This window comes from Klebsiella sp. P1954, assembly GCF_018199955.1.
GTDB lineage: Bacteria > Pseudomonadota > Gammaproteobacteria > Enterobacterales > Enterobacteriaceae > Klebsiella > Klebsiella pneumoniae.
On record NZ_CP073373.1, the window covers coordinates 1,684,941 to 1,705,145 of the forward strand.

Annotated in this window: 20 protein-coding genes and 2 pseudogenes; 12 read left to right on the forward strand and 10 right to left on the reverse strand. The window is 55.8% G+C overall.

Annotation, left to right across the window (positions count from 1 at the left end):
- Positions 1–8: 8 nt before the first annotated feature.
- Together apt and KB890_RS08200 are read right to left on the reverse strand one after the other, a co-directional pair.
- A complete protein-coding gene (apt, locus tag KB890_RS08195) occupies positions 9–560 on the reverse strand; it encodes an adenine phosphoribosyltransferase (RefSeq protein WP_002892145.1) in 552 nt (183 codons plus the stop codon).
- A gap of 150 nt (positions 561–710) precedes the next feature.
- Positions 711–1,088 (reverse strand): DUF454 family protein, encoded by a 378-nt coding sequence (locus tag KB890_RS08200; protein ID WP_002892144.1) that lies wholly within the window; start codon positions 1,086–1,088, stop codon positions 711–713.
- 69 nt (positions 1,089–1,157) lie between these two features.
- On the opposite strand from KB890_RS08200, the gene priC reads away from it, so the two are divergent.
- The 3 genes from priC (at position 1,158) to KB890_RS08215 (ending at position 2,838) form a co-directional block, all read left to right on the forward strand.
- Positions 1,158–1,685 (forward strand): primosomal replication protein N'', encoded by a 528-nt coding sequence (gene priC / locus KB890_RS08205; RefSeq protein ID WP_002892142.1) that lies wholly within the window; start codon positions 1,158–1,160, stop codon positions 1,683–1,685.
- A gap of 12 nt (positions 1,686–1,697) precedes the next feature.
- A complete protein-coding gene (gene rsmS / locus KB890_RS08210; protein WP_002892136.1) occupies positions 1,698–1,871 on the forward strand; it encodes a pleiotropic regulatory protein RsmS in 174 nt (57 codons plus the stop codon).
- Between the two features lie 67 nt (positions 1,872–1,938).
- Positions 1,939–2,838, forward strand: a complete 900-nt coding sequence (locus tag KB890_RS08215; protein WP_020325194.1) for an Rpn family recombination-promoting nuclease/putative transposase — start codon at positions 1,939–1,941, stop codon at positions 2,836–2,838.
- A gap of 35 nt (positions 2,839–2,873) precedes the next feature.
- On the opposite strand, the gene mscK is transcribed toward KB890_RS08215, so the two are convergent.
- Both mscK and acrR (KB890_RS08225) read right to left on the reverse strand, forming a co-directional pair.
- Positions 2,874–6,221, reverse strand: coding sequence for a mechanosensitive channel MscK (gene mscK / locus KB890_RS08220; RefSeq protein ID WP_022631229.1), 3,348 nt, complete (start codon positions 6,219–6,221; stop codon positions 2,874–2,876).
- Between the two features lie 129 nt (positions 6,222–6,350).
- A pseudogene (gene acrR / locus KB890_RS08225) lies at positions 6,351–6,704 on the reverse strand (multidrug efflux transporter transcriptional repressor AcrR); the annotation flags it as partial.
- 46 nt (positions 6,705–6,750) lie between these two features.
- Here acrR (KB890_RS08225) and KB890_RS08230 point away from each other — a divergent pair.
- A protein-coding gene (locus KB890_RS08230; RefSeq protein WP_223174630.1) for an IS1 family transposase occupies positions 6,751–7,448 on the forward strand; the annotation gives its coding sequence in 2 pieces (ribosomal slippage) (positions 6,751–7,000 and positions 7,000–7,448; 699 coding nt in all).
- 15 nt (positions 7,449–7,463) lie between these two features.
- On the opposite strand, the pseudogene acrR (KB890_RS08235) reads toward KB890_RS08230, so the two are convergent.
- Positions 7,464–7,778 (reverse strand): annotated as a pseudogene (gene acrR / locus KB890_RS08235) (multidrug efflux transporter transcriptional repressor AcrR); the annotation flags it as partial.
- Between the two features lie 142 nt (positions 7,779–7,920).
- Between acrR (KB890_RS08235) and acrA the strand changes: the two are divergent.
- From acrA to maa, 5 genes are all read left to right on the forward strand, one after another.
- Complete coding sequence (gene acrA, locus KB890_RS08240) at positions 7,921–9,114, forward strand: multidrug efflux RND transporter periplasmic adaptor subunit AcrA (protein WP_002892072.1); 1,194 nt, start codon at positions 7,921–7,923, stop codon at positions 9,112–9,114.
- Positions 9,115–9,136: 22 nt separating this feature from the next.
- Positions 9,137–12,283, forward strand: coding sequence for a multidrug efflux RND transporter permease subunit AcrB (gene acrB / locus KB890_RS08245; RefSeq protein ID WP_002892069.1), 3,147 nt, complete (start codon positions 9,137–9,139; stop codon positions 12,281–12,283).
- Between the two features lie 485 nt (positions 12,284–12,768).
- On the forward strand, positions 12,769–13,143 hold the full coding sequence (tomB, locus tag KB890_RS08250) for an Hha toxicity modulator TomB (RefSeq protein WP_002892066.1): 375 nt from the start codon (positions 12,769–12,771) through the stop codon (positions 13,141–13,143).
- 26 nt (positions 13,144–13,169) lie between these two features.
- Positions 13,170–13,388 (forward strand): HHA domain-containing protein, encoded by a 219-nt coding sequence (locus tag KB890_RS08255; RefSeq protein ID WP_002892050.1) that lies wholly within the window; start codon positions 13,170–13,172, stop codon positions 13,386–13,388.
- 158 nt (positions 13,389–13,546) lie between these two features.
- On the forward strand, positions 13,547–14,113 hold the full coding sequence (maa, locus tag KB890_RS08260) for a maltose O-acetyltransferase (RefSeq protein WP_002892030.1): 567 nt from the start codon (positions 13,547–13,549) through the stop codon (positions 14,111–14,113).
- On the opposite strand, the gene KB890_RS08265 is transcribed toward maa, so the two are convergent.
- On the reverse strand, positions 14,085–14,225 hold the full coding sequence (locus KB890_RS08265; protein ID WP_004147370.1) for a hypothetical protein: 141 nt from the start codon (positions 14,223–14,225) through the stop codon (positions 14,085–14,087). The two genes, maa and KB890_RS08265, sit on opposite strands and share 29 nt — an antisense overlap.
- Before the next feature lie 20 nt (positions 14,226–14,245).
- Here KB890_RS08265 and KB890_RS08270 point away from each other — a divergent pair, with 20 nt between their 5' ends.
- The gene (locus KB890_RS08270) at positions 14,246–14,716 is read left to right on the forward strand and encodes a YlaC family protein (protein WP_002892026.1); all 471 of its coding nucleotides are present in this window, start codon (positions 14,246–14,248) and stop codon (positions 14,714–14,716) included.
- Here the strand turns inward: KB890_RS08270 and KB890_RS08275 are convergent.
- The gene (locus KB890_RS08275; protein WP_002892023.1) at positions 14,691–16,142 is read right to left on the reverse strand and encodes a MocR-like pyridoxine biosynthesis transcription factor PdxR; all 1,452 of its coding nucleotides are present in this window, start codon (positions 16,140–16,142) and stop codon (positions 14,691–14,693) included. The two genes, KB890_RS08270 and KB890_RS08275, sit on opposite strands and share 26 nt — an antisense overlap.
- 100 nt (positions 16,143–16,242) lie before the next feature.
- Here KB890_RS08275 and KB890_RS08280 point away from each other — a divergent pair, with 100 nt between their 5' ends.
- Positions 16,243–16,941, forward strand: coding sequence for a GNAT family N-acetyltransferase (locus KB890_RS08280; protein ID WP_002892021.1), 699 nt, complete (start codon positions 16,243–16,245; stop codon positions 16,939–16,941).
- On the opposite strand, the gene ykgO is transcribed toward KB890_RS08280, so the two are convergent.
- The 3 genes from ykgO to KB890_RS08295 all read right to left on the reverse strand — a co-directional run bounded on the left by ykgO (position 16,938) and on the right by KB890_RS08295 (position 18,527).
- The gene (ykgO, locus tag KB890_RS08285) at positions 16,938–17,078 is read right to left on the reverse strand and encodes a type B 50S ribosomal protein L36 (protein ID WP_002892018.1); all 141 of its coding nucleotides are present in this window, start codon (positions 17,076–17,078) and stop codon (positions 16,938–16,940) included. The genes KB890_RS08280 and ykgO overlap by 4 nt on opposite strands.
- Complete coding sequence (locus KB890_RS08290; protein ID WP_002892011.1) at positions 17,078–17,341, reverse strand: type B 50S ribosomal protein L31; 264 nt, start codon at positions 17,339–17,341, stop codon at positions 17,078–17,080. The genes ykgO and KB890_RS08290 overlap by 1 nt, the downstream gene beginning before the upstream one ends.
- 115 nt (positions 17,342–17,456) lie before the next feature.
- Positions 17,457–18,527, reverse strand: a complete 1,071-nt coding sequence (locus KB890_RS08295; protein WP_002892007.1) for a LacI family DNA-binding transcriptional regulator — start codon at positions 18,525–18,527, stop codon at positions 17,457–17,459.
- Positions 18,528–18,797: 270 nt separating this feature from the next.
- Between KB890_RS08295 and KB890_RS08300 the strand changes: the two genes are divergently transcribed.
- Positions 18,798–20,069 carry a maltoporin gene (locus KB890_RS08300; RefSeq protein WP_020325179.1) on the forward strand — a complete coding sequence of 424 codons (1,272 nt, stop codon included), beginning with the start codon at positions 18,798–18,800 and terminating at the stop codon, positions 20,067–20,069.
- Positions 20,070–20,205 lie beyond the last annotated feature (136 nt).

Consider the following 20,205-nt stretch of genomic DNA (forward strand, 5'->3'; position numbering starts at 1 on the left):
GGATTTGCTTAGTGGCCCGGGAACGGCACCAGACTGTAGCAGTGGATCCCCAGCTTCTCCAGGCGCTGTTCGCCGCCCAGATCGAAGAGATTGATAATGAAAGCGGCATCGTGCACTTCGCCACCGAGGCGGCGGATCAGTTTGACCGTGGCGTCGATAGTGCCGCCGGTCGCCAGCAGATCGTCAACCACCAGCACTTTATCGCCCGGTTTAATGGCGTCAACGTGGATCTCCAGCTGATCGGTGCCATACTCCAGCTCATAGGTCTCGGCGATGGTTTCACGCGGCAACTTACGCGGCTTGCGTACCGGAACAAAGCCCACGCCCAGCGCCAGCGCGACCGGGGCGCCGAACAGGAAGCCACGCGCCTCAGTCCCTACCACTTTGGTAATACCCGCGTCTTTGTAGCGCTCGGTCAGCAGTTCAATGCTAAGCGCGTAGGCCTTCGGGTCTTCCAGTAAGCTGGTGACATCGCGGAAAAGAATGCCAGGTTTTGGATAATCCTCGATACTCTGGATGCTGTTCTTCAGATATTCAAGCTGCTGTGCAGTTGCGGTCATAAGTGTATGCCTGATTGAAACGGTATTACCCACGGGCGTGCAAAAGGGGCCAAAGAAACATTTGTTTAACCTTTGACCAGGCTTGCCCGCGCTCGAAAACGCCAGAATTTACTGGCTGTCGGCAACAATTGCAACAGGCATTATTGCGCATCAGTGCTTTTGTTGCTTTGCGTCAACCACCGGAATGCGCCACATAAAGATCAGCAGACAGGCCAGAATGACCAACAGCATGATGCGCACCCACGTAAGCTTAACCAGCCATAGCGAAATAGCAAAAGTCACCACGATCATCGCAATGGCGCGCGGTTTAGCGCCGCGAGGCATGGCGCGGTACTGTTGCCAGTGGCGAAGATAGCCGCCAAACCAGGAGCGATACAGCAGCCACTGGTGAAAGCGCGGCGATGAGCGGGCAAAGCACCAGGCGGCGAGCAGAATAAACGGCGTCGTCGGCAGCAACGGTAAGAAGACGCCCAGCGTACCCAGCGCTACCGCCAGCCAGCCGATAATGGTTAAAATAACAGGTGGCATAATGCGAATCGTTATCAAACAGATGAGGCTACTGTAGCACAGTTGGCTGACGGAAAATGGAGGGGGTTGGTGAAAACTGCTCAACTTTTACAAACGCTGAACGACCAGCTGAGTGAGCTGGCCGCGCTGGTGGCGCCGCTGGCGGAGCACGCGACCCTCAGCCCGCGCTTTGACCGCCAGCTCTTCCACACCCGCAGCACGCTGATGCAGGCCTATCTGGCGGAAGCCCAACACAACTTTAACCAGCTCCGCCAGGCCGTCGAGCGCCAGCAGCTGCCGCAAGTGGTCTGGATTGCCGAGCGTCTGGCGGCACAAATCGCCGCGCTGCGCCGTGAAACCGCCACCTGGTCCTTGCGCAGTTGGGACCACGCGTCGCCAACGTTGAGCCGCTGGCAGCGCCGTCGCCTGCAGCATCAGGAGTATGAGCGCCGCCTGCTGGCGATGCGCGACCAACGCCAGCGTCAGCTGGCGCAGGCGACCAGCCTTGACGAGCAGCAGCGGCTGGGGAAAGAAGTTGAAGCCTACAGCGGCCGGTTGGCGCGCTGCCGACAGGCGCTGGACAAGATTGAAAACGTACTGGCGCGGCTGACGCGCTAACAGGAGAGCCCGATGTCGCTGGAAAATGCATCCGATGAGGTCAAACTGGCCGTCGATTTAATCATGTTGCTGGAATCGCATCAGATCCCGGCGCAAACCGTGCTGAGCGCGCTGGAAATTGTCCGGCGGGATTATGCAAACAAGTTAAAAAACGCGGAAAGCGGGTCGCAAAACCCAGAGAAGTAGGATGTTGTCTCCGGCAGTGTGCTGGCAGTCTGGTCCTCTGCGCATGACGCCACTGGAGACAATATTGATGGAAAAAGTCAGTCAAACCCCACACGACGCGGTGTTTCGCCAGATGCTCATGCATCAGGCGGTCGCGAAGGATTTTTTGCAGTTGTACCTCCCCGCGCCGTTTCTGGCGATCTGCGAACTGGATTCGCTGCAGCTGGTCTCCGGTAGCTTTGTTGAAGAGGACCTGCGCGCCAGCTATTCCGATATCCTTTACTCACTGCGCACGCGTCATGGAGCGGGCTATGTGTACGCGCTGATTGAGCACCAGAGTACCCCGGACAAGCTGATGGCATTTCGCCTGCTGCGCTATGCGCTGGCCGCCATGCAGCGTCATCTGGACGCCGGCCACGACACGCTGCCGCTGGTGGTGCCGATTCTGTTTTATCACGGCAAAGTGAGCCCCTGGCCCTGGGCCCGCAACTGGCAACAGCTATTCGCCGATCCGGCGCTGGCGAAGGCGCTCTATAGCAATGATTTTCCGCTGGTGGACCTCACCGTAATGCCAGATAATCAGATCGCCCGTCATCGGCGGATGGCCATGCTGGAGCTGCTGCAAAAGCATATCCGCCATCGCGATCTGGCCGAGCTGCAGGTGCCGCTGATTGCGCTGATGACGCAAGGCTATCTGACAGAAGCGCAGCTGAATACGCTGCTGCGCTATATGTTGCAGGCGGGAACTACGGAACATCCGGGGGCGCTGATCCGCACGCTGGCGGCGCAGTCGCCCAGGCATAAGGAGCTGATGATGACCATTGCCGAATGGCTGGAAGAGAAAGGCCGTAAACAGGGACAGCAAGAGGGTGAGCAGGAAGCTACCCGCAGCATCGCCGCCAGAATGCTGGCGCGCGGCCTCGAACGTCAAACCGTGCAGGAGCTCACCGGGCTGAGCGATGAAGAACTCGCCGCGCTGGCGCCCTGATACAGCAGGGGCGGCTTTGCGCCGCCCCTCTTCGATCAGGACGCGGTGGTGGGCGCCAGATCGTCGCCTTTCCCGTCCCGTTTCACTTCGGTAACTTCATCGCCTTTTTCATTGCGCAGATGAACTTCCAGCTGGTTAAAGGCAATGTTGATTTCATTCTCCCGGCACAGGCGGTCGATGGCGCGGTTGAGCTCATCCACCGTGTAGCTGCGATCGCGCAGTTCACGAACATACAGACGCAGTTCATGATCCAGGGTACTGGCCCCGAAGGTGGTGAAGAAAACCGCTGGCGCCGGCTCCTGCATCACTTTCGGATGATCGTGCGCGGCCTTCAGCAGCACCTCTTTCACCTTATCCAGGTCTGAGCCATAGGCGACGCCGAGGCGGATCACCACCCGGGTCACGGTGTCGGAGAGCGACCAGTTGATCAAGCGCTCGGTAACGAACGCCTTGTTCGGGATAATCACCTCTTTGCGATCGAAGTCGGTGATGGTGGTGGCGCGAATACGGATTTTGCTTACCGTCCCCGAGAAGGTTCCGATAGTGACCGTATCCCCAATGCGCACCGGACGTTCGAACAGAATGATAAGGCCGGAGACAAAGTTACCGAAGATCTCCTGCAGACCAAAACCTAAACCAACCGACAGCGCGGCCGCCAGCCATTGCAGTTTATCCCAGGAGACGCCCAGCGCCCCGAATACCGTCATCGCCCCGATAGCGATAATCGCATAGTTGAGAATGGTGGTGATGGCGTAGGAGGTCCCCTGACGCATGTTGAGCCGCGACAGCACCAGCACCTCCAGCAAACCCGGCAGGTTGCGGATCAGCGCCCAGGCGACCATTGACGCCACAATGGCGAACAACAAACTGCCCATCGTCACGCTGCGCACCACGCTGGCCCCCGCCTCGGTGCCGTTGTAGTGCCAGAGGGTAATGCTGTCGAGGTAGGCGAAAACGGTGATCAAATCAGACCAAATCGCCCAGAACATCACCGCGAACAGCGCGACCATCACCAACATGGTGATGCGCAGCGTCTGCTGGTTGACCTGCTCGAGAGCGATAGTTGGCTCTTCCTGCGGCTCGGCGCCTTCCGCCCCTTCCTTCACCAGATGTTGACGGCGCGCCAGCGCGCGGCGCCAGGCGATACGCCGCGCCGCCACGCTCAGGCCACGCAGCACGGTCTGGTACAGCAGGTTCCAGATCATCACCAGATACACGGTCTCGATCCAGCGTCCCGCCAGACGCAGCGTCGTGTAGAAGTAGCCGGTTGCCGTCAGCACCATCAGGGCCACCGGAACGATAGACAACACCGTGATCGTCAGCAGGCGCAGGCTGTGCGACTCTTTATCGCGCCAACTTTCCCGGCACATCGGCCAAACCAGCACCGCGATCAGCAGTAAGTTGAAGAAAATCACCAACTGCCCCAGCACGTCGTCCATCAGGTTCAGCGGCGACAGTTCGGAAATCACAGACCAGAAATTCAGCGGCAGCAGCGCCAGGCTGACGCGAACAATCTGCCGCCGCCAGTGGCTGGTCAACTGCGCCGGCATATTAAAGTGGTTGACCGCGACGCCGTTCTTTTCCAGCACTTTCCAGCACAGGCCAAACACCAGCCAGAACATAGCCAGCTTTTTACTGTACGCCCACAGCAGTCCGCTAATATTTAACTGCATGGTGAGTAAGATCAGACCGATAGCCAGAATCAACAGTACCACCGGTAAGGCGCGGATCAGATCGATCAGGATCGCCTTCGGCGTATGCAGTTGGGTATCGTTGCGCAGCTGTCCCACCTGGGAAGCAAGCTTTGCCTGATAATCCTTGAGCCACTGCAGACGCCAGCGGATGAGGCCGGCAATCAACAGCAGCGGTAAACCGGCCAGGAAAGCGACAAACACCGCAGGCCACGCTTTTTCCCAGTTCACGGTGATTTTCATCGCCTTAAACTGACCTTTCAGCGCCTCCGGGAAGGCCTTAATCCACTCCCAATCCATCGGTTTATTGCTGTTCACCCAGAAAATTTGCTGGGTCAGAATTTCCTTCAGACTGCTCGAGACGCTCATCAGCTGCTGCTGGTTGATCTGCAGGTTGATGGCCATCATCAGCTGGTTGCCCAACTGTTTGTTGAACTGATCAAGCAGTTCGCGACGCATGTCGATCACTTCCAGTAGCGCGGCGTGGACTTCATCGTTCACTTCGCTGCTGTGCCCCTCCTCCAGTTTGGCGACAAAGGCATCGCTCTGGAACAGCGCGTCGCGCTGCTGGTTCACCTCAAACTGTTCAAGCCGCAGGTCGGCGATGCGGTTGGTCATATCCTGCAGCTCATCCGCCGACGGTAATGTCTGTTGTTGTTGGTAAAGAATACGCGACAGCAGCAGGCTCCCCCGCAGAACTGAAATTTGCTCTTTAATATCCCGTTCAGACTGCAGCGCGCGGTCGAGCCAGTTCTTGACCTGGATATTGCGCTGCACCAGCTGGTTACCGTTCTCTGTTGCCTGGATCAGCTTCTCGCTGAGCTGATGGTTAATATCCAGCTCCTGCTTGACCAGCGGGTTGGCCTGAATACGCGCCGTTTCGTCGGGGGTAACCGCCTCCTGGGCGGTTTTCTCGGTCAGGGTCAGCCGTTTGCTGTTCACGGCCTCCTGCAGCAGCTGTAGCTGATGCTCCAGCCGGTTGCTCCAGGCGGTGACGTAGTCACGCTGCTTCTGTAGGGTATCCTGCAGGATAGTGTTGCCTTCGAGGCTCTTGCGCTGTTGCTCGATCTGCGCGTTGAGCAATGCCTGTTGAGCCTGCAACAGCACCTGCTGGGTCGGGCGTAGGGTCTCGTCGCCCACCGAGGTGCCATTCAGACGATTGCGGATCTGCTGCAGCTGCTGGGAGGCGTTGAACATCGCATTTTGCACGCGTTCCGGCTGCGTTTGCAGGGAAACCAGCTGGCTGTTATAGGTCGCCAGATCGTTTTGCGCATTCTGCAGATCGTCCAGCGTCTGGGTGACGCGCGACTCCAGCTGACGCAGGGAGAGCGTACTTAGCGTTTTGCGCGTCGCGTCGTCGTTCGGGACATCGCTCAGGTTGTTGAGGCTCTCCACCGCCTGGCGCAGCTTCGCCGGCGCCTGCTCGACCTGCTGTCGCAGCTGTGCCGTCTCGCTTTTGATACGCTCGATTTTATCCAGCGTTTCCAGCGTCTGAGTCAGATCCTGCTGGACCAGTTTGTCCTGCGGAGTCAGTTCTTTTTGCTTGTTTAACGTATTGAGCTGGCTCTGCACCTCTGCCCGATCGGGGAGATCCGCGGCGCGGCCCTGGACTGGGCTGAAAAGGCCAATAAAACAGAGCAGCGTGATAATAAAGATGAACGTGGCGCGTTGCCTGGAGATCGTGTGCAGCATAGTTAATATGAATGAATGCAAATGCCGGAGAATACCGGGGGTCGTCGCAAGCGCGCAGAATAGCACTTCTCAGCGCTGGCGAATAGCGGCGGACGGCGCTAAAAATTCACGCCCATCCGCGCGCTACCTTTAAGCTGACAAGCTCTCCGGGCCGCGTAGCGTCGGGCAGAATTGATACATCTCCAGCAGAATAGCGACGTAGTCCCGCGCTTCCGCATGCAGGTCGAACGAATCGGGGGCAAACAGCCAGTTTTCCATCAGCCCGGAAAGGTAGCTGCGCATTAACACGGCCGCCCGCCGGGTGAGTAAATTGGCGGGCAGCAGCTTCGCCGCGATGCACTCTTTCAAGGTCTGCTCGATACGCTCATAACTCGCCAGGGAGAGCTGCCGCTGGGCCTGCTGCACCACGGTCATTTCACCGACGAACTCACACTTATGATAGATAATCTCCATCATTAATCGTCGACGTTCTTCGGTGATGCTACCAACTTGCTGATTTAGTGTATAATGGTGTTTTTGAGGTGCTCCCGTGGCTTCAGTCTCCGTCTGCTGTCCCTCCTGTTCCGCTACTGAAGGCGTGATGCGTAATGGCAAAAGTACTGCCGGGCATCAACGTTATCTCTGCTCTCACTGCCGTAAAACATGGCAGCTCACCTTCACTTATGCCGCTTCTCAGCCCGGTACACACCAGAAAATCATTGATATGGCTATGAACGGCGTCGGTTGCCGTGCCACCGCACGACTAATGGGCGTGGGCCTCAACACCATTTTGCGCCATTTAAAAAACTCAGGCCGCAGTCAGTAACCTCCCGGATACAGCCGGGCAGTGATGTCATTGTCTGTGCGGAGATGGACGAGCAATGGGGCTACGTCGGTGCAAAATCACGTCAGCGCTGGCTGTTTTACGCGTATGACAGGATACGCAGGGCGGTGGTAGCCCACGTTTTCGGTGAACGCACTATGGCCACACTGGAGCGTCTTCTGAGCCTGCTGTCAGTTTTTGACGTGGTGGTATGGATGACGGACGGCTGGCCGATGTATGAGTCACGTCTGAAGGGAAAACTGCACGTCATCAGTAAGCGTTACACGCAGCGAATTGAGCGACACAACCTGAATCTGAGACAGCATCTGGCAAGGCTGGGCAGGAAGTCCCTGTCGTTCTCAAAATCGGTGGAGCTGCATGACAAAGTCATCGGGCACTATCTGAACATAAAACACTATCAGTAAATTGGAGTCATTACCACGTTCTTCTGTCACTGTCGCTTCAAGAACATAGACTAGAATCTCCCTGATAACTGAGAGTGGATCGTTGGGGAATTTTGCCCGATACTCAATTTCGAGATCGCTAATACTGGCGTCTGACAGCTCCCAAATTTCGTTGAATAAATCTGATTTATTCTTGAAATGCCAGTAGATAGCCCCCCTCGTTACACCCGCAGCTTTTGCAATTGTTGCCAACGAGGTAGATGATACGCCTTGCTGCGAAAACAGACGCAGAGCAACATCCAGAATCAGTTGCCGGGTTTCACGTGCCTGTTGTTTGGTTTTTCGTGCCATAGGTTAATGACTTTACAGAGGTTACGTTTACATACATTTGTGAATGTATGTACCATAGCATGACCATAATAGAAAGACTGTAGTGGGTTTGTGGTTGTTTGAGCCACTGAACATTTTGAAATTGGACACTCGAGGTTTACATATGAACAAAAACAGAGGGTTAACGCCTCTGGCGGTCGTTCTGATGCTCTCAGGCAGCTTAGCGCTAACAGGATGTGACGATAAACCGGCTCAACAGGGAGCCCAGCACATGCCGGAAGTCGGTATTGTGACGCTCAAATCCGCACCTCTACAAATAACCACCGAACTGCCAGGCCGCACCAGCGCTTATCGCATTGCGGAAGTCCGTCCTCAGGTCAGTGGCATTATTTTAAAACGTAACTTCGTGGAAGGTAGCGATATCCAGGCCGGCGTCTCCCTGTATCAGATCGATCCAGCCACCTATCAGGCCAGCTATGACAGCGCCAAAGGCGACCTGGCAAAAGCCCAGGCGGCGGCAAACATGGATCAACTGACGGTCAAGCGTTATCAGAAACTGTTGGGCACCAAATATATTAGTCAACAAGACTACGATACCGCCGTTGCGACGGCGCAGCAGAGCAATGCGGCCGTGGTCGCGGCGAAAGCGGCCGTTGAAACCGCGCGCATCAATCTGGCCTACACCAAAGTCACCTCGCCGATCAGCGGCCGGATTGGTAAATCCACCGTGACCGAAGGGGCGCTGGTACAGAATGGTCAAACGACCGCCCTGGCAACCGTTCAGCAGCTGGATCCGATCTATGTTGACGTCACCCAGTCGAGCAATGATTTCCTGCGCCTGAAGCAGGAGCTAGCCGACGGCCGCCTGAAACAGGAAAACGGCAAAGCGAAAGTGGAGCTAGTGACTAATGACGGTCTTAAGTATCCGCAGTCCGGCACGCTGGAATTCTCGGATGTCACCGTCGATCAGACCACCGGCTCAATCACGCTACGCGCTATTTTCCCGAACCCGGATCACACCCTGCTACCGGGGATGTTCGTCCGTGCCCGTCTGGAAGAAGGGATTAACCCTGACGCCCTGCTGGTACCGCAACAGGGTGTTACCCGTACGCCGCGCGGCGACGCCAGCGTCATGGTAGTGGGGGAAGGCGATAAAGTCGAAGTCCGCCAGGTCACTGCTTCTCAGGCGATCGGCGATAAATGGCTGGTCACTGACGGTCTGAAATCCGGCGATCGCGTTATCGTCACCGGCCTGCAAAAAATCAAACCAGGTGTGCAGGTAAAAGCGCAGGAAGTAGCTTCTGATGATAAACAGCAAGCCGCAGGCAACGCGCCATCAGAACAAACCAAGTCTTAACTTAAACAGGAGCCGTTAAGACATGCCTAATTTCTTTATCGATCGCCCCATATTTGCATGGGTGATCGCCATTATCATCATGCTGGCTGGGGGATTATCAATCCTCAAATTGCCGGTGGCGCAATATCCGACGATTGCGCCGCCAGCAATTTCCATTACCGCCATGTACCCCGGTGCTGACGCCGAAACGGTGCAGAACACCGTAACTCAGGTTATCGAACAGAATATGAACGGTATCGATCACCTGATGTACATGTCCTCAAATGGCGACTCCACCGGTACGGCAACCATTACGCTGACCTTCGAATCCGGTACCGATCCGGATATCGCCCAGGTTCAGGTTCAGAACAAGCTGGCGCTGGCGACGCCTCTGCTGCCGCAAGAAGTACAGCAGCAAGGGATTAGCGTTGAGAAAGCGTCCAGCAGCTTCCTGATGGTTGTCGGCGTCATTAACACCAACGGCACCATGAACCAGGACGATATTTCGGACTACGTGGCGGCCAACATGAAGGATCCGATTAGCCGTACCAGCGGCGTCGGCGACGTTCAGCTATTCGGTTCCCAGTATGCGATGCGTATCTGGATGGATCCAAACAAACTGAACAACTTCCAGCTTACGCCGGTGGATGTGATCAGCGCCCTGAAAGCGCAGAACGCCCAGGTGGCCGCGGGCCAGTTAGGCGGTACGCCGCCGGTGAAAGGCCAGCAGCTTAACGCCTCGATCATCGCGCAGACGCGTCTGACCAATACGGAAGAGTTTGGCAACATCCTGCTGAAGGTGAACCAGGACGGTTCCCAGGTTCGTCTGCGTGATGTCGCCAAAATTGAGCTGGGCGGCGAAAGCTATGACGTGGTGGCGAAGTTTAACGGCCAGCCGGCATCCGGTCTGGGTATTAAACTGGCTACCGGCGCGAACGCGCTGGATACCGCCAACGCTATTCGCGCTGAACTGGCGAAGATGGAGCCGTTTTTCCCGTCGGGGATGAAGATCGTTTACCCGTATGACACCACCCCGTTCGTGAAAATTTCTATTCACGAAGTGGTTAAAACGCTGGTGGAAGCGATCATCCTGGTGTTCCTGGTCATGTATCTGTTCCTGCAGAACTTCCGCGCCACCCTGATCCCCACCATCGCGGTACCGGTGGTCCTGTTAGGCACCTTCGCGGTGCTGGCGGCGTTTGGCTTCTCGATAAACACCCTGACGATGTTCGGGATGGTGCTCGCCATCGGCCTGTTGGTGGATGACGCCATCGTGGTGGTAGAGAACGTCGAGCGCGTGATGGCGGAAGAGGGCCTGCCGCCGAAAGAAGCGACGCGTAAATCGATGGGACAGATTCAGGGCGCGCTGGTTGGTATCGCTATGGTGCTGTCGGCGGTATTTATCCCGATGGCGTTCTTCGGCGGCTCAACCGGGGCCATCTATCGCCAGTTCTCCATCACTATCGTTTCCGCGATGGCGCTGTCGGTACTGGTGGCGTTAATCCTGACGCCGGCGCTGTGTGCCACGATGCTGAAACCCATTCAGAAAGGCAGCCATGGCGCGACCACCGGCTTCTTCGGCTGGTTTAACCGCATGTTTGATAAGAGCACGCACCATTACACCGACAGCGTAGGCAACATTCTGCGCAGCACCGGTCGTTATCTGGTGTTGTATCTGATTATCGTGGTGGGTATGGCATGGCTGTTCGTCCGTCTGCCGAGCTCGTTCCTGCCGGACGAGGACCAGGGGGTATTCCTGAGTATGGCGCAGCTGCCTGCGGGCGCCACCCAGGAGCGTACGCAGAAAGTGTTGGATGAGATGACGAATTACTATCTCACCAAAGAGAAGGACAACGTGGAATCCGTGTTTGCGGTTAACGGCTTCGGTTTCGCCGGCCGCGGCCAGAACACCGGTATCGCGTTCGTTTCGCTGAAAGACTGGAGCCAGCGTCCGGGTGAGGAAAACAAAGTTGAAGCGATCACCGCGAGAGCAATGGGCTACTTCTCGCAGATTAAAGATGCGATGGTCTTCGCCTTTAACCTGCCGGCTATCGTTGAACTGGGTACCGCGACCGGCTTTGACTTCGAGCTGATTGACCAGGGCGGTCTCGGCCACGAAAAACTGACCCAGGCGCGTAACCAACTGTTTGGCATGGTGGCGCAGCATCCTGACGTGCTGACCGGCGTGCGCCCTAACGGTCTGGAAGATACACCGCAGTTTAAAATCGATATCGATCAGGAGAAAGCTCAGGCGCTGGGCGTCTCCATCAGCGACATTAACACCACGCTGGGCGCAGCCTGGGGCGGAAGCTATGTCAACGACTTTATCGACCGCGGCCGCGTGAAGAAAGTGTACATCATGTCCGAAGCGAAATACCGTATGCTGCCGGAAGATATCGGCAAGTGGTATGTTCGCGGCAGCGATGGTCAGATGGTGCCGTTCTCTGCTTTCTCGACCTCGCGTTGGGAATACGGTTCGCCGCGTCTGGAACGCTACAACGGTCTGCCGTCACTGGAAATCCTCGGTCAGGCCGCGCCAGGCAAGAGTACCGGTGAGGCGATGGCGCTGATGGAAGAGCTGGCGGGTAAACTGCCTTCCGGTATCGGCTACGACTGGACCGGGATGTCTTATCAGGAGCGACTGTCCGGCAACCAGGCCCCTGCCCTGTATGCCATCTCGCTGATTGTCGTCTTCCTGTGTCTGGCGGCGCTGTATGAGAGCTGGTCGATTCCGTTCTCGGTTATGCTGGTCGTCCCCCTGGGTGTGGTCGGTGCGCTGTTAGCCGCCACCTTCCGCGGGCTAACCAACGACGTTTACTTCCAGGTGGGTCTGCTGACCACCATCGGCCTGTCGGCGAAGAACGCAATATTGATCGTTGAATTCGCCAAAGACCTGATGGAGAAAGAGGGCAAAGGGCTGATTGAGGCGACGCTTGAAGCAGTACGTATGCGTCTACGTCCAATCCTGATGACATCTCTGGCGTTCATCCTCGGGGTAATGCCGCTAGTTATCAGCTCCGGCGCCGGCTCCGGTGCGCAGAACGCCGTCGGTACAGGCGTAATGGGCGGGATGGTGACCGCGACGATCCTGGCGATCTTCTTCGTGCCGGTGTTCTTTGTGGTGGTTCGTCGCCGCTTTAGCAAAAAATCGGAAGATATAGAGCACAGCCATCAGGTTGAGCATCATTAATCTTCACTCCTGAACAAAGGGCCGCTACCGCGGCCCTTTTTTATCACTGGCTGGCAAGGCACATATTGCCATTGTTTATTTTTCGTTCTGCATTTAATATATATTGATATGGCGCAGGCTATTTTTAGCAGCTTGTTCAACAACTCGGGATCGGCAAACACTCATTTACCAGGAATAATCTTACTATCATTATCCACGGGTCGGCGGTTTCTGAACGCGACAGCTGCCTGCCTTAAACCAATGATTCATAAGATTTCTCTATTTCTCCGGCTGTGGGCCAGCGCCTGCGAAATTAATTCGTCTATTTTTAAGATAATTTCTCGCTGATAATTGTAATTTTTCGTAATAGCACGATGAAATCTGTTGGAGAGTGGATTATAGTTAAATCAGCAGGATTACTCAGTTAGTGTCAGGTCAGTTAGTCGTGTTCATCCCACAACGGTGTTTGCTAGTCGTCGTTTAAACCACTCAAAAGGGGATGCGTTATGGACGAATACTCGCCAAAAAGACATGATATTGCACAGCTACGCTTTCTCTGCGAAACGCTGTATCATGACTGCCTTGCAAACCTGGAAGAGAGCAACCATGGCTGGGTCAACGACCCGACGTCGGCTGTCAATCTCCAGTTAAATGAATTGATCGAGCACATTGCCACATTCGCTCTTAATTATAAAATTAAGTATGCAGAGGATAATAAGCTGATCGCTCAGGTTGACGAATATCTGGACGACACTTTTACGTTGTTCAGTAACTACGGCATTAACTCTACGGATTTGCAAAAGTGGAAAAAATCCGGTAACCGACTATTTCGTTGCTTTGTCAACGCCAGCCGGGAAAACCCGGCCAGTCTATCGTGTTAGAATTATTACAATCAAAAGGTGGAATTATGTCTGATAAGCCATTAACTAAAACAGACTATTTGATGCGCTTACGTCGTTGCCAGACAATTGACACGCTGGAGCGCGTCATTGAAAAAAATAAATATGAACTGTCTGATAATGAGCTGGCGGTATTTTACTCAGCTGCCGACCATCGTCTGGCGGAACTGACCATGAATAAGCTATACGATAAAATCCCGACCTCTGTCTGGAAATTTATCCGCTAATTTACGCGTACTACGTGGTCTGCTGGCCGGACGGTACGGGTCAGCCGCCGTAGGGTATCTTTGTGATAGACATCACATCATTCAGCCAACAGCAACCCTGTAACCGGTTTCTTTTTTATACTGCTACGGCCATCAACAGTCAGGTATAAGGAAGACCCATGAGTGAAGAAAAACGCAAAATGATCGCCGGTGAGCTCTATTTATCTGGCGACCCAACGCTTCGCGCCGATCGCCTGCGCGCCAGACAGTTGTTGCACCGTTATAATCATTCCGCCCCGGATGACCAGGAACAACGTCAGCATATTCTGGCCGAGCTGTTCGCTCGCGCCGGCGATGCGTATATCGAGCCAAGCTTTCGCTGCGACTATGGTTATAATATTTTTCTCGGCGCCGGTTTTTACGCCAATTTTGACTGCGTGATGCTCGACGTCTGCCCTATCCATATTGGCGATAACTGTATGCTGGCGCCAGGCGTCCATATTTATACCGCCACTCATCCGCTGGACGCCGATGCGCGTAATAGCGGCCAGGAATACGGCAAGCCGGTAACTATTGGCCACAATGTGTGGATTGGGGGTCGGGCAGTGATCAATCCCGGCGTGACCATTGGCGATAATGCGGTCATTGCGTCCGGCGCGGTGGTCACCAAAGACGTCCCTGCCTGTACCGTCGTCGGCGGTAACCCGGCGCAGATCATTAAGCGCCTTCCGCCGACAAATCCGTAACTGTTATGCTTTTCTGTAACTGATCTGTTACTTTCTCCGCAGAATATTGCAACATAAAATAGCCTTCAGGCTGAGCCTGCCGCGCCTGGTCCGCCGGGCGCGGCAGGCTCATTGCAGAATTCGAGGACCAAGATGACAGAAATACAACGCCTGCTGATTCACACCATTGACGAACTCAACGTCCAGGAAAAACGCGATAATCGCCCGCGTTTTAGCATCAGTTTTATCCGCAACCATCCGGGACTGTTTGTTGCCATGTATGCCGCGTTTCTGGCGACGCTGGTGGTCATGCTGCGCTCTGAAACGCTGGTAGACTCGGTCTGGTTGCTGGTGGTGCTGTTCATTCTGTTCAACGCCTTTTTCTTCTTTGACGTCTATCCACGCTATCGCTACGAGGATATCGATGTCCTCGACTTTCGCGTGTGCTACAACGGGGAATGGTACAACACCCGCTTTGTCCCCCGGCAGCTGATCGACCGTATCCTGCAGTCGCCAGACGTCGATAGCGAGCAGAAGGCGCAGCTCAAAAAGATGGTCGCCACCAAAGGCGAGCTCTCCTTCTACGATGTCTTTACCCTCACGCGCGCCGGTGCTGCGCAATAAGGCGATTTAGGGTCCGCAGCGCCGGGAGATAGCGAGAAGCAGAGGTATTGCCATACCCAAGCACCAGTCCGCTCCGCGCTCGCTGCGGGTCGAGATAGAAATGACTTAACGCGGCGGGCGCCAGCTGAAACTGGCGCGCCTGCTGCGCAAGCGTCCGGTCATTAACGCCCTCCATCGCCACCGTCAGGTGCATCCCCCCTCCCCCGCCGAGAACGTCGCACGGCACGGTTATCTCTTGCGCCAGCGCCTCGCGCAGCTGTTGCTGACGTTTACGGTACAGGCGGCGCATCGCTGCCAGATGGCGCGCATAGTGTCCCTTCTCGATAAAGCTGGCCAGCGCCCGCTGTTCAGCACGGTGTCCCCCGCGCAGCAGCGCGCCAATGGCGTCCTGAGCAGCATCCGCCAGCGCGGGCGGCATAACCATAAAACCGATACGCAACGCCGGAAACAGCGTTTTGCTGAAGGTGCCGAGATAGACCACCGGGGCATCAGGCACCATTCCCAGCATCGCCGGGATCGGTTCTCCGCTATGGCGAAACTCGCTGTCGTAGTCATCCTCCACAATCCACGCCCCGTGCCGGCGGGCATATTCCACGAGCGCCAGACGGCGCCCGGCGCTCATGATGCTCCCACAGGGATACTGGTGTGAAGGAGAGGTGAAAATGAGCCGGGGCGGCTCCGCGACGCCGTTGGCAATACACATCCCTTCATCGTCGACAGCCATTCCTCTGACCCGCAGCCCCGCCCGCTGGAAGCCACTCCTCGCCCCCAGGTACCCCGGTTCTTCCAGCCACACGCTGTCGCCCGGGTTGGTCAGTAGCGAGGCGCATAAGTTGACGCCTTCCAGCGCGCCTTCGGTGATGACGATCTGCCGGATATCGCACCGGATGCCCCGGGAGAGCGCCAGATGACGAGCGATAGCCTCTCGCAGCAAAGGATCGCCCGCGGCTTCGCCATAACCCAGCAGCGCGCTACCATCTTCGCGTAGCACGTTATCCATCAGTCGCCGCCACAGCGGCAGCGGGAAATAGTTTACCGCCGGCATGCCTGGCGTAAATGCCAGCGTCGGTGAGTCGCGGCGCATCGCGGCTGGCAGCCTTTGCAGCCGCTCAGGCAGCACGACGGGCGGCATCTGACCCGCCTCCTGGCGGCAGGAGGCGAGTGGTGCCACCTGCGTTCCCTGACGGCTCCGTGTCAGGTATCCCTCCAGCGCCAGCTGTTCCAGTGCGGCATTGACCGTATTCCGCGACAGGTGTAGCCGTTCGGCCATCACCCGCGATCCGGGTAAACGGCAGCGGGCCGTCAGGGTTCCCTGCAGGATAGCGTCACGTAAGGTGTGGTAAAGGGCGCGCTGTAAGGTTTCGACCGTGCGGTTCCGCATCCCCTGCGTCAACAGCGTAAAAAACCCCTCGTCCGGTATATTCATTTTGCCTCCTCGTGGCCCCATAAAAACATACTCTAATGGCACTTTTTATGGAACCAGCGAGCGCGTACGCTGCCTGTAAATCCCCAATAAGGAAACCGCAATGTGCGAATATAATCAGTTTGGCCAGGCGCTCGGCGTCGCGCTGCCTGACTGGCAGCCGCGCCCCTGGCCGACACGACAGGTATTACAGGGCAGCCGTTGTCGACTCGAACCGCTGACTCTTGCTCATGCCAGCGATCTGTTCGCCGCTCACCAGCTGGCGCCAGACGCCCGCAGCTGGACGTGGCTGCTGCGTGAACCTGAGAGCAACCTTGCAGAATTCAGTGCCTGGGTGGAGCAGGTCGCCACGCTGGCAGACCCGATTCATTTTGCCGTCGTTGACCAGCAGCGAGGGAAAGCGGTCGGCTCGCTGGCGTTAATGCGTATCGATATCGCTCACGGTGTGGTAGAGGTGGGGCATGTGCATTTTTCACCGTTACTGAGCCGAACGGCCATGGCCACCGAAGCGCACTGGCTGTTGATGCAGTATGTCTTTGATACGCTCGGCTACCGTCGCTATGAATGGAAATGCAACAGTCTTAATATCCCATCAGCCCGGGCGGCAAGGCGGCTGGGGTTTCAGTACGAAGGACGTTTTCGCCAGGCGCTGGTGAGTAAAGGACACAACCGGGACACGGACTGGTTTTCGGTGATAGACGGCGAATGGCCGGAGCTGGATAACGCCATGCGCCAATGGCTGGCCGCCGACAATTTTACCGCCGACGGCCAACAGCGCCGCTCGCTGGAGAGTTTCCGTTAACGGCGTTTTTTGCGCCCCTGCACCGCTTTGAAGCGGGGGTTGCTCTTACAGATAACGTACAGCCGCCCTTTGCGTTTAACCAGCTGGCAATCCGGGTGGCGCTGTTTAGCGCTACGTAATGAGTTGACGACCTGCATCATGCTTTCCTTTTCGCATCAATAAAGCCGCCGAAGCGCTGGCGGAATCGGGCTGCACTGCCTTCATTGGCGAAGGTTTTTTGTTTGCCCGTGTAGTACGGATGCGATTTCGAGGAGACGTCGATCGTCACATACGGAAAAGTTTCGCCATCGAGTTCAATCACGCGATCGGTGCGGATAGTTGAGCCGACTTTAAAATACTCATTCGCGCTGGTGTCGTGAAACACCACCGTACGATAGGGAGGATGGATATGGGCTTTCATGATGACCTCTATATTACGTTATAACATAACAATAAGGTTACGCCGTGCTGTGACAAAGATCAACCCTTCTCAATTTAAGGGTAAGGTGATAAGGCGAGTTTCCCCGCCTTTGGCGTCAGGGTGCCAGACGGTGGGCGATGGCGCGGAGCTGTTCCGCAATGGCCTGCAGATCTTTTCCCTGCTCAATTCGGGCGCCGCTGGAATGGCGTATCACCAGGCGCGCTGGCAGAATGGATGAGGTATGAGGCGCCCCGCTGGTGCTGGCGAGGATCCGCCGCACCGCCTCTTTCCCCTGCAGGTCGAGGTCGAGCGACACGGTACTCAGCGCCGGATAGAAAAAGGAGCTTTCGTAAGTATCGTCATAGCCAATAACCGACTTCTCACCCGGCACCGCCACCTGATGCTGATGGAAGGCGCTGAGCACCCCCAGCGCCATCTGATCATTACCCACCAGCACAGCGCTGAAATTAGGCGTTTCGCGCAGCATCTGCAGCGCGCCGGCGTAGCCGCTCTGCGCATCCCAGTTGCCGTGCAGGACGGTCACCGGCTTCAGACCGTAACCATCCAGGGTCTCCAGCCAGCTTTTTAACCGGAGTTTGGCCGAGACTGAGCTGTCCGGCCCCGCCAGCAGGGCGATCTCCCGATGCCCCATCTCATAGAGATATTTGACGCTGGCCCGGGTGCCGTCCGCCGGGTTAAACGAAACGTTAAACACGGAGCTGTAGGGATCAACGTCGAGAAACAGGCAGACGATATCATCGTTGTCAGCAGCGATTTTCTGCGCCTGCTCGGTCTCCAGCGGCACGTTGATAATGACTTTATCCACCCGCTGAGATTTCAGCTCATTGATGGAATCCTGGATGCTTTGGTTGACGCTCTCATCGATCATCGAAATCAGAACCTGGTAACCTTCCAGGTTGGCATAGCGTTTTACCGCCGCCGCCACCTGGGAAGGCGCATGCCAGGCCAGAGAAATAGTCACCAGCCCGACCGTCTGGCTCTCCTTCCCCACCAGCTGCTGCGCCAGCCGGTTTGGCACATAGCGTAAGGCCTCTATCGATTTCTCCACCTTGCGACGCGTCGCTTCGGATACATTAGCTGATTTGTTGAGTACCCTGGACACGGTCTGGTAAGAGACGCCCGCATGGCGTGCGACGTCTTCCAGAGTAGCGCTTTTAGACTTCATGGTCCGGTTCCTTATGTTGTTATCCCATGATTGTAACAGGGGCCATTTGAAAAAACGCTCACCGCCACCTCTCACTGCAAAACAATAGCGATAAAAGTATTACGTTCACAATACAACGAATTGTGAATCATCTCACCCATCGCAACAAAAACTACCGTGATTATTTGCAGTTAGTCACACAATAATCATATCTCATTTGCCTGAAGTTACATTTAGGCATTTTATGACACCAGTTATGTGAACGTAATACAAAACAATAAGAGGATAGAGATGAACACTACACTGCGCGCCCTTTCAGTCGCGTTAGCCGCTGCGCTAATCGCTCCTTCCGCGTTTGCGGCCACCGCCGCGATCCCAACGATCGATTTCCATGGCTATATGCGCGCCGGGGTTGGGGTCTCCGGCGACGGTAGCGAAGCGGAATGGCAAAAAAATAAGCTGGGCCGTTTGGGGAACGAGTCGGATACCTATGGCGAGCTGGAGCTGGGCTCTGAGGTCTATAAGAAAGATGACGTCAGCTTCTATCTCGACAGTATGGTCAGCATGGTCTCCGACGGCTCTAACGATAATGAAACCACGCTGAACGATGATGCACAGTTCGGCTTACGTCAGTTGAACCTGCAGATAAAGGGGCTGATCCCTGGCGATCCGAATGCGGTGATCTGGGGCGGTAAACGTTACTACCAGCGCCATGATCTGCATATCATCGATACCAAATACTGGAACATTTCCGGCTCCGGAGCCGGGGTGGAAAACTACACCCTCGGCCCGGGCGCCGTCTCGCTGGCCTGGATCCGCGGCGATGCCAACGATGTTGACTATCGCGTCGATGGCGATAGCAACGTCAATATCAACTATATCGATTTACGCTACGCGGGCTGGAAGCCATGGGCGGGCTCGTGGACCGAATTCGGTATCGACTACGCGATGCCAAACACCACCAAAAAACAGGATAGCTACGGCGGACTGTACGATGCTGACAACGGCGTCATGCTGACCGGTGAAATCAGTCAGGATATGCTGGGCGGCTATAACAAAACCGTGCTGCAGTACGCCAACAAAGGCCTGGCGCAGAACATGGTCTCCCAGGGCGGCGGCTGGTACGATATGTGGAACTACGTGAACGACGCCACCGGTTATCGCGTGATTAACACCGGCCTGATCCCGATTACTGAGAAGTTTTCTATCAACCACGTTCTGACCTGGGGCTCGGCGGATGACATTAGCGACTATACCGACAAAACGCGGATGCTGTCGCTGGTCGCCCGCGGGCAGTACCAGTTCACCGACTACGTGCGCCTGATTGGCGAAGTCGGCGGTTTCTATCAGAAAGACAGCTACAACAATGGCACCAGCTACAAACAGGCCGGTGAGAAATACACCATTGCGTTGGGCCTGGCGGACGGGCCAGACTTTATGTCACGTCCGGAATTACGCATTTTTGCTTCATATTTGAATGATTCCGAAGATGGTAAACCGTTTGAAGACCAGACGGCGAATAATACCTGGAATTTCGGCGTGCAGGTTGAGGCCTGGTGGTAATTGCGCACGGCTAAGACTCATACGTTATTTTTATCTCCTGCTGTAAGACTGTTAATTATCTTCCGGTAAACTTTATTGCCACTGCTGTCTTTGTCTTATTTTCGGGATAACCTGCTTTCAGGTTATCCCGTTTTAT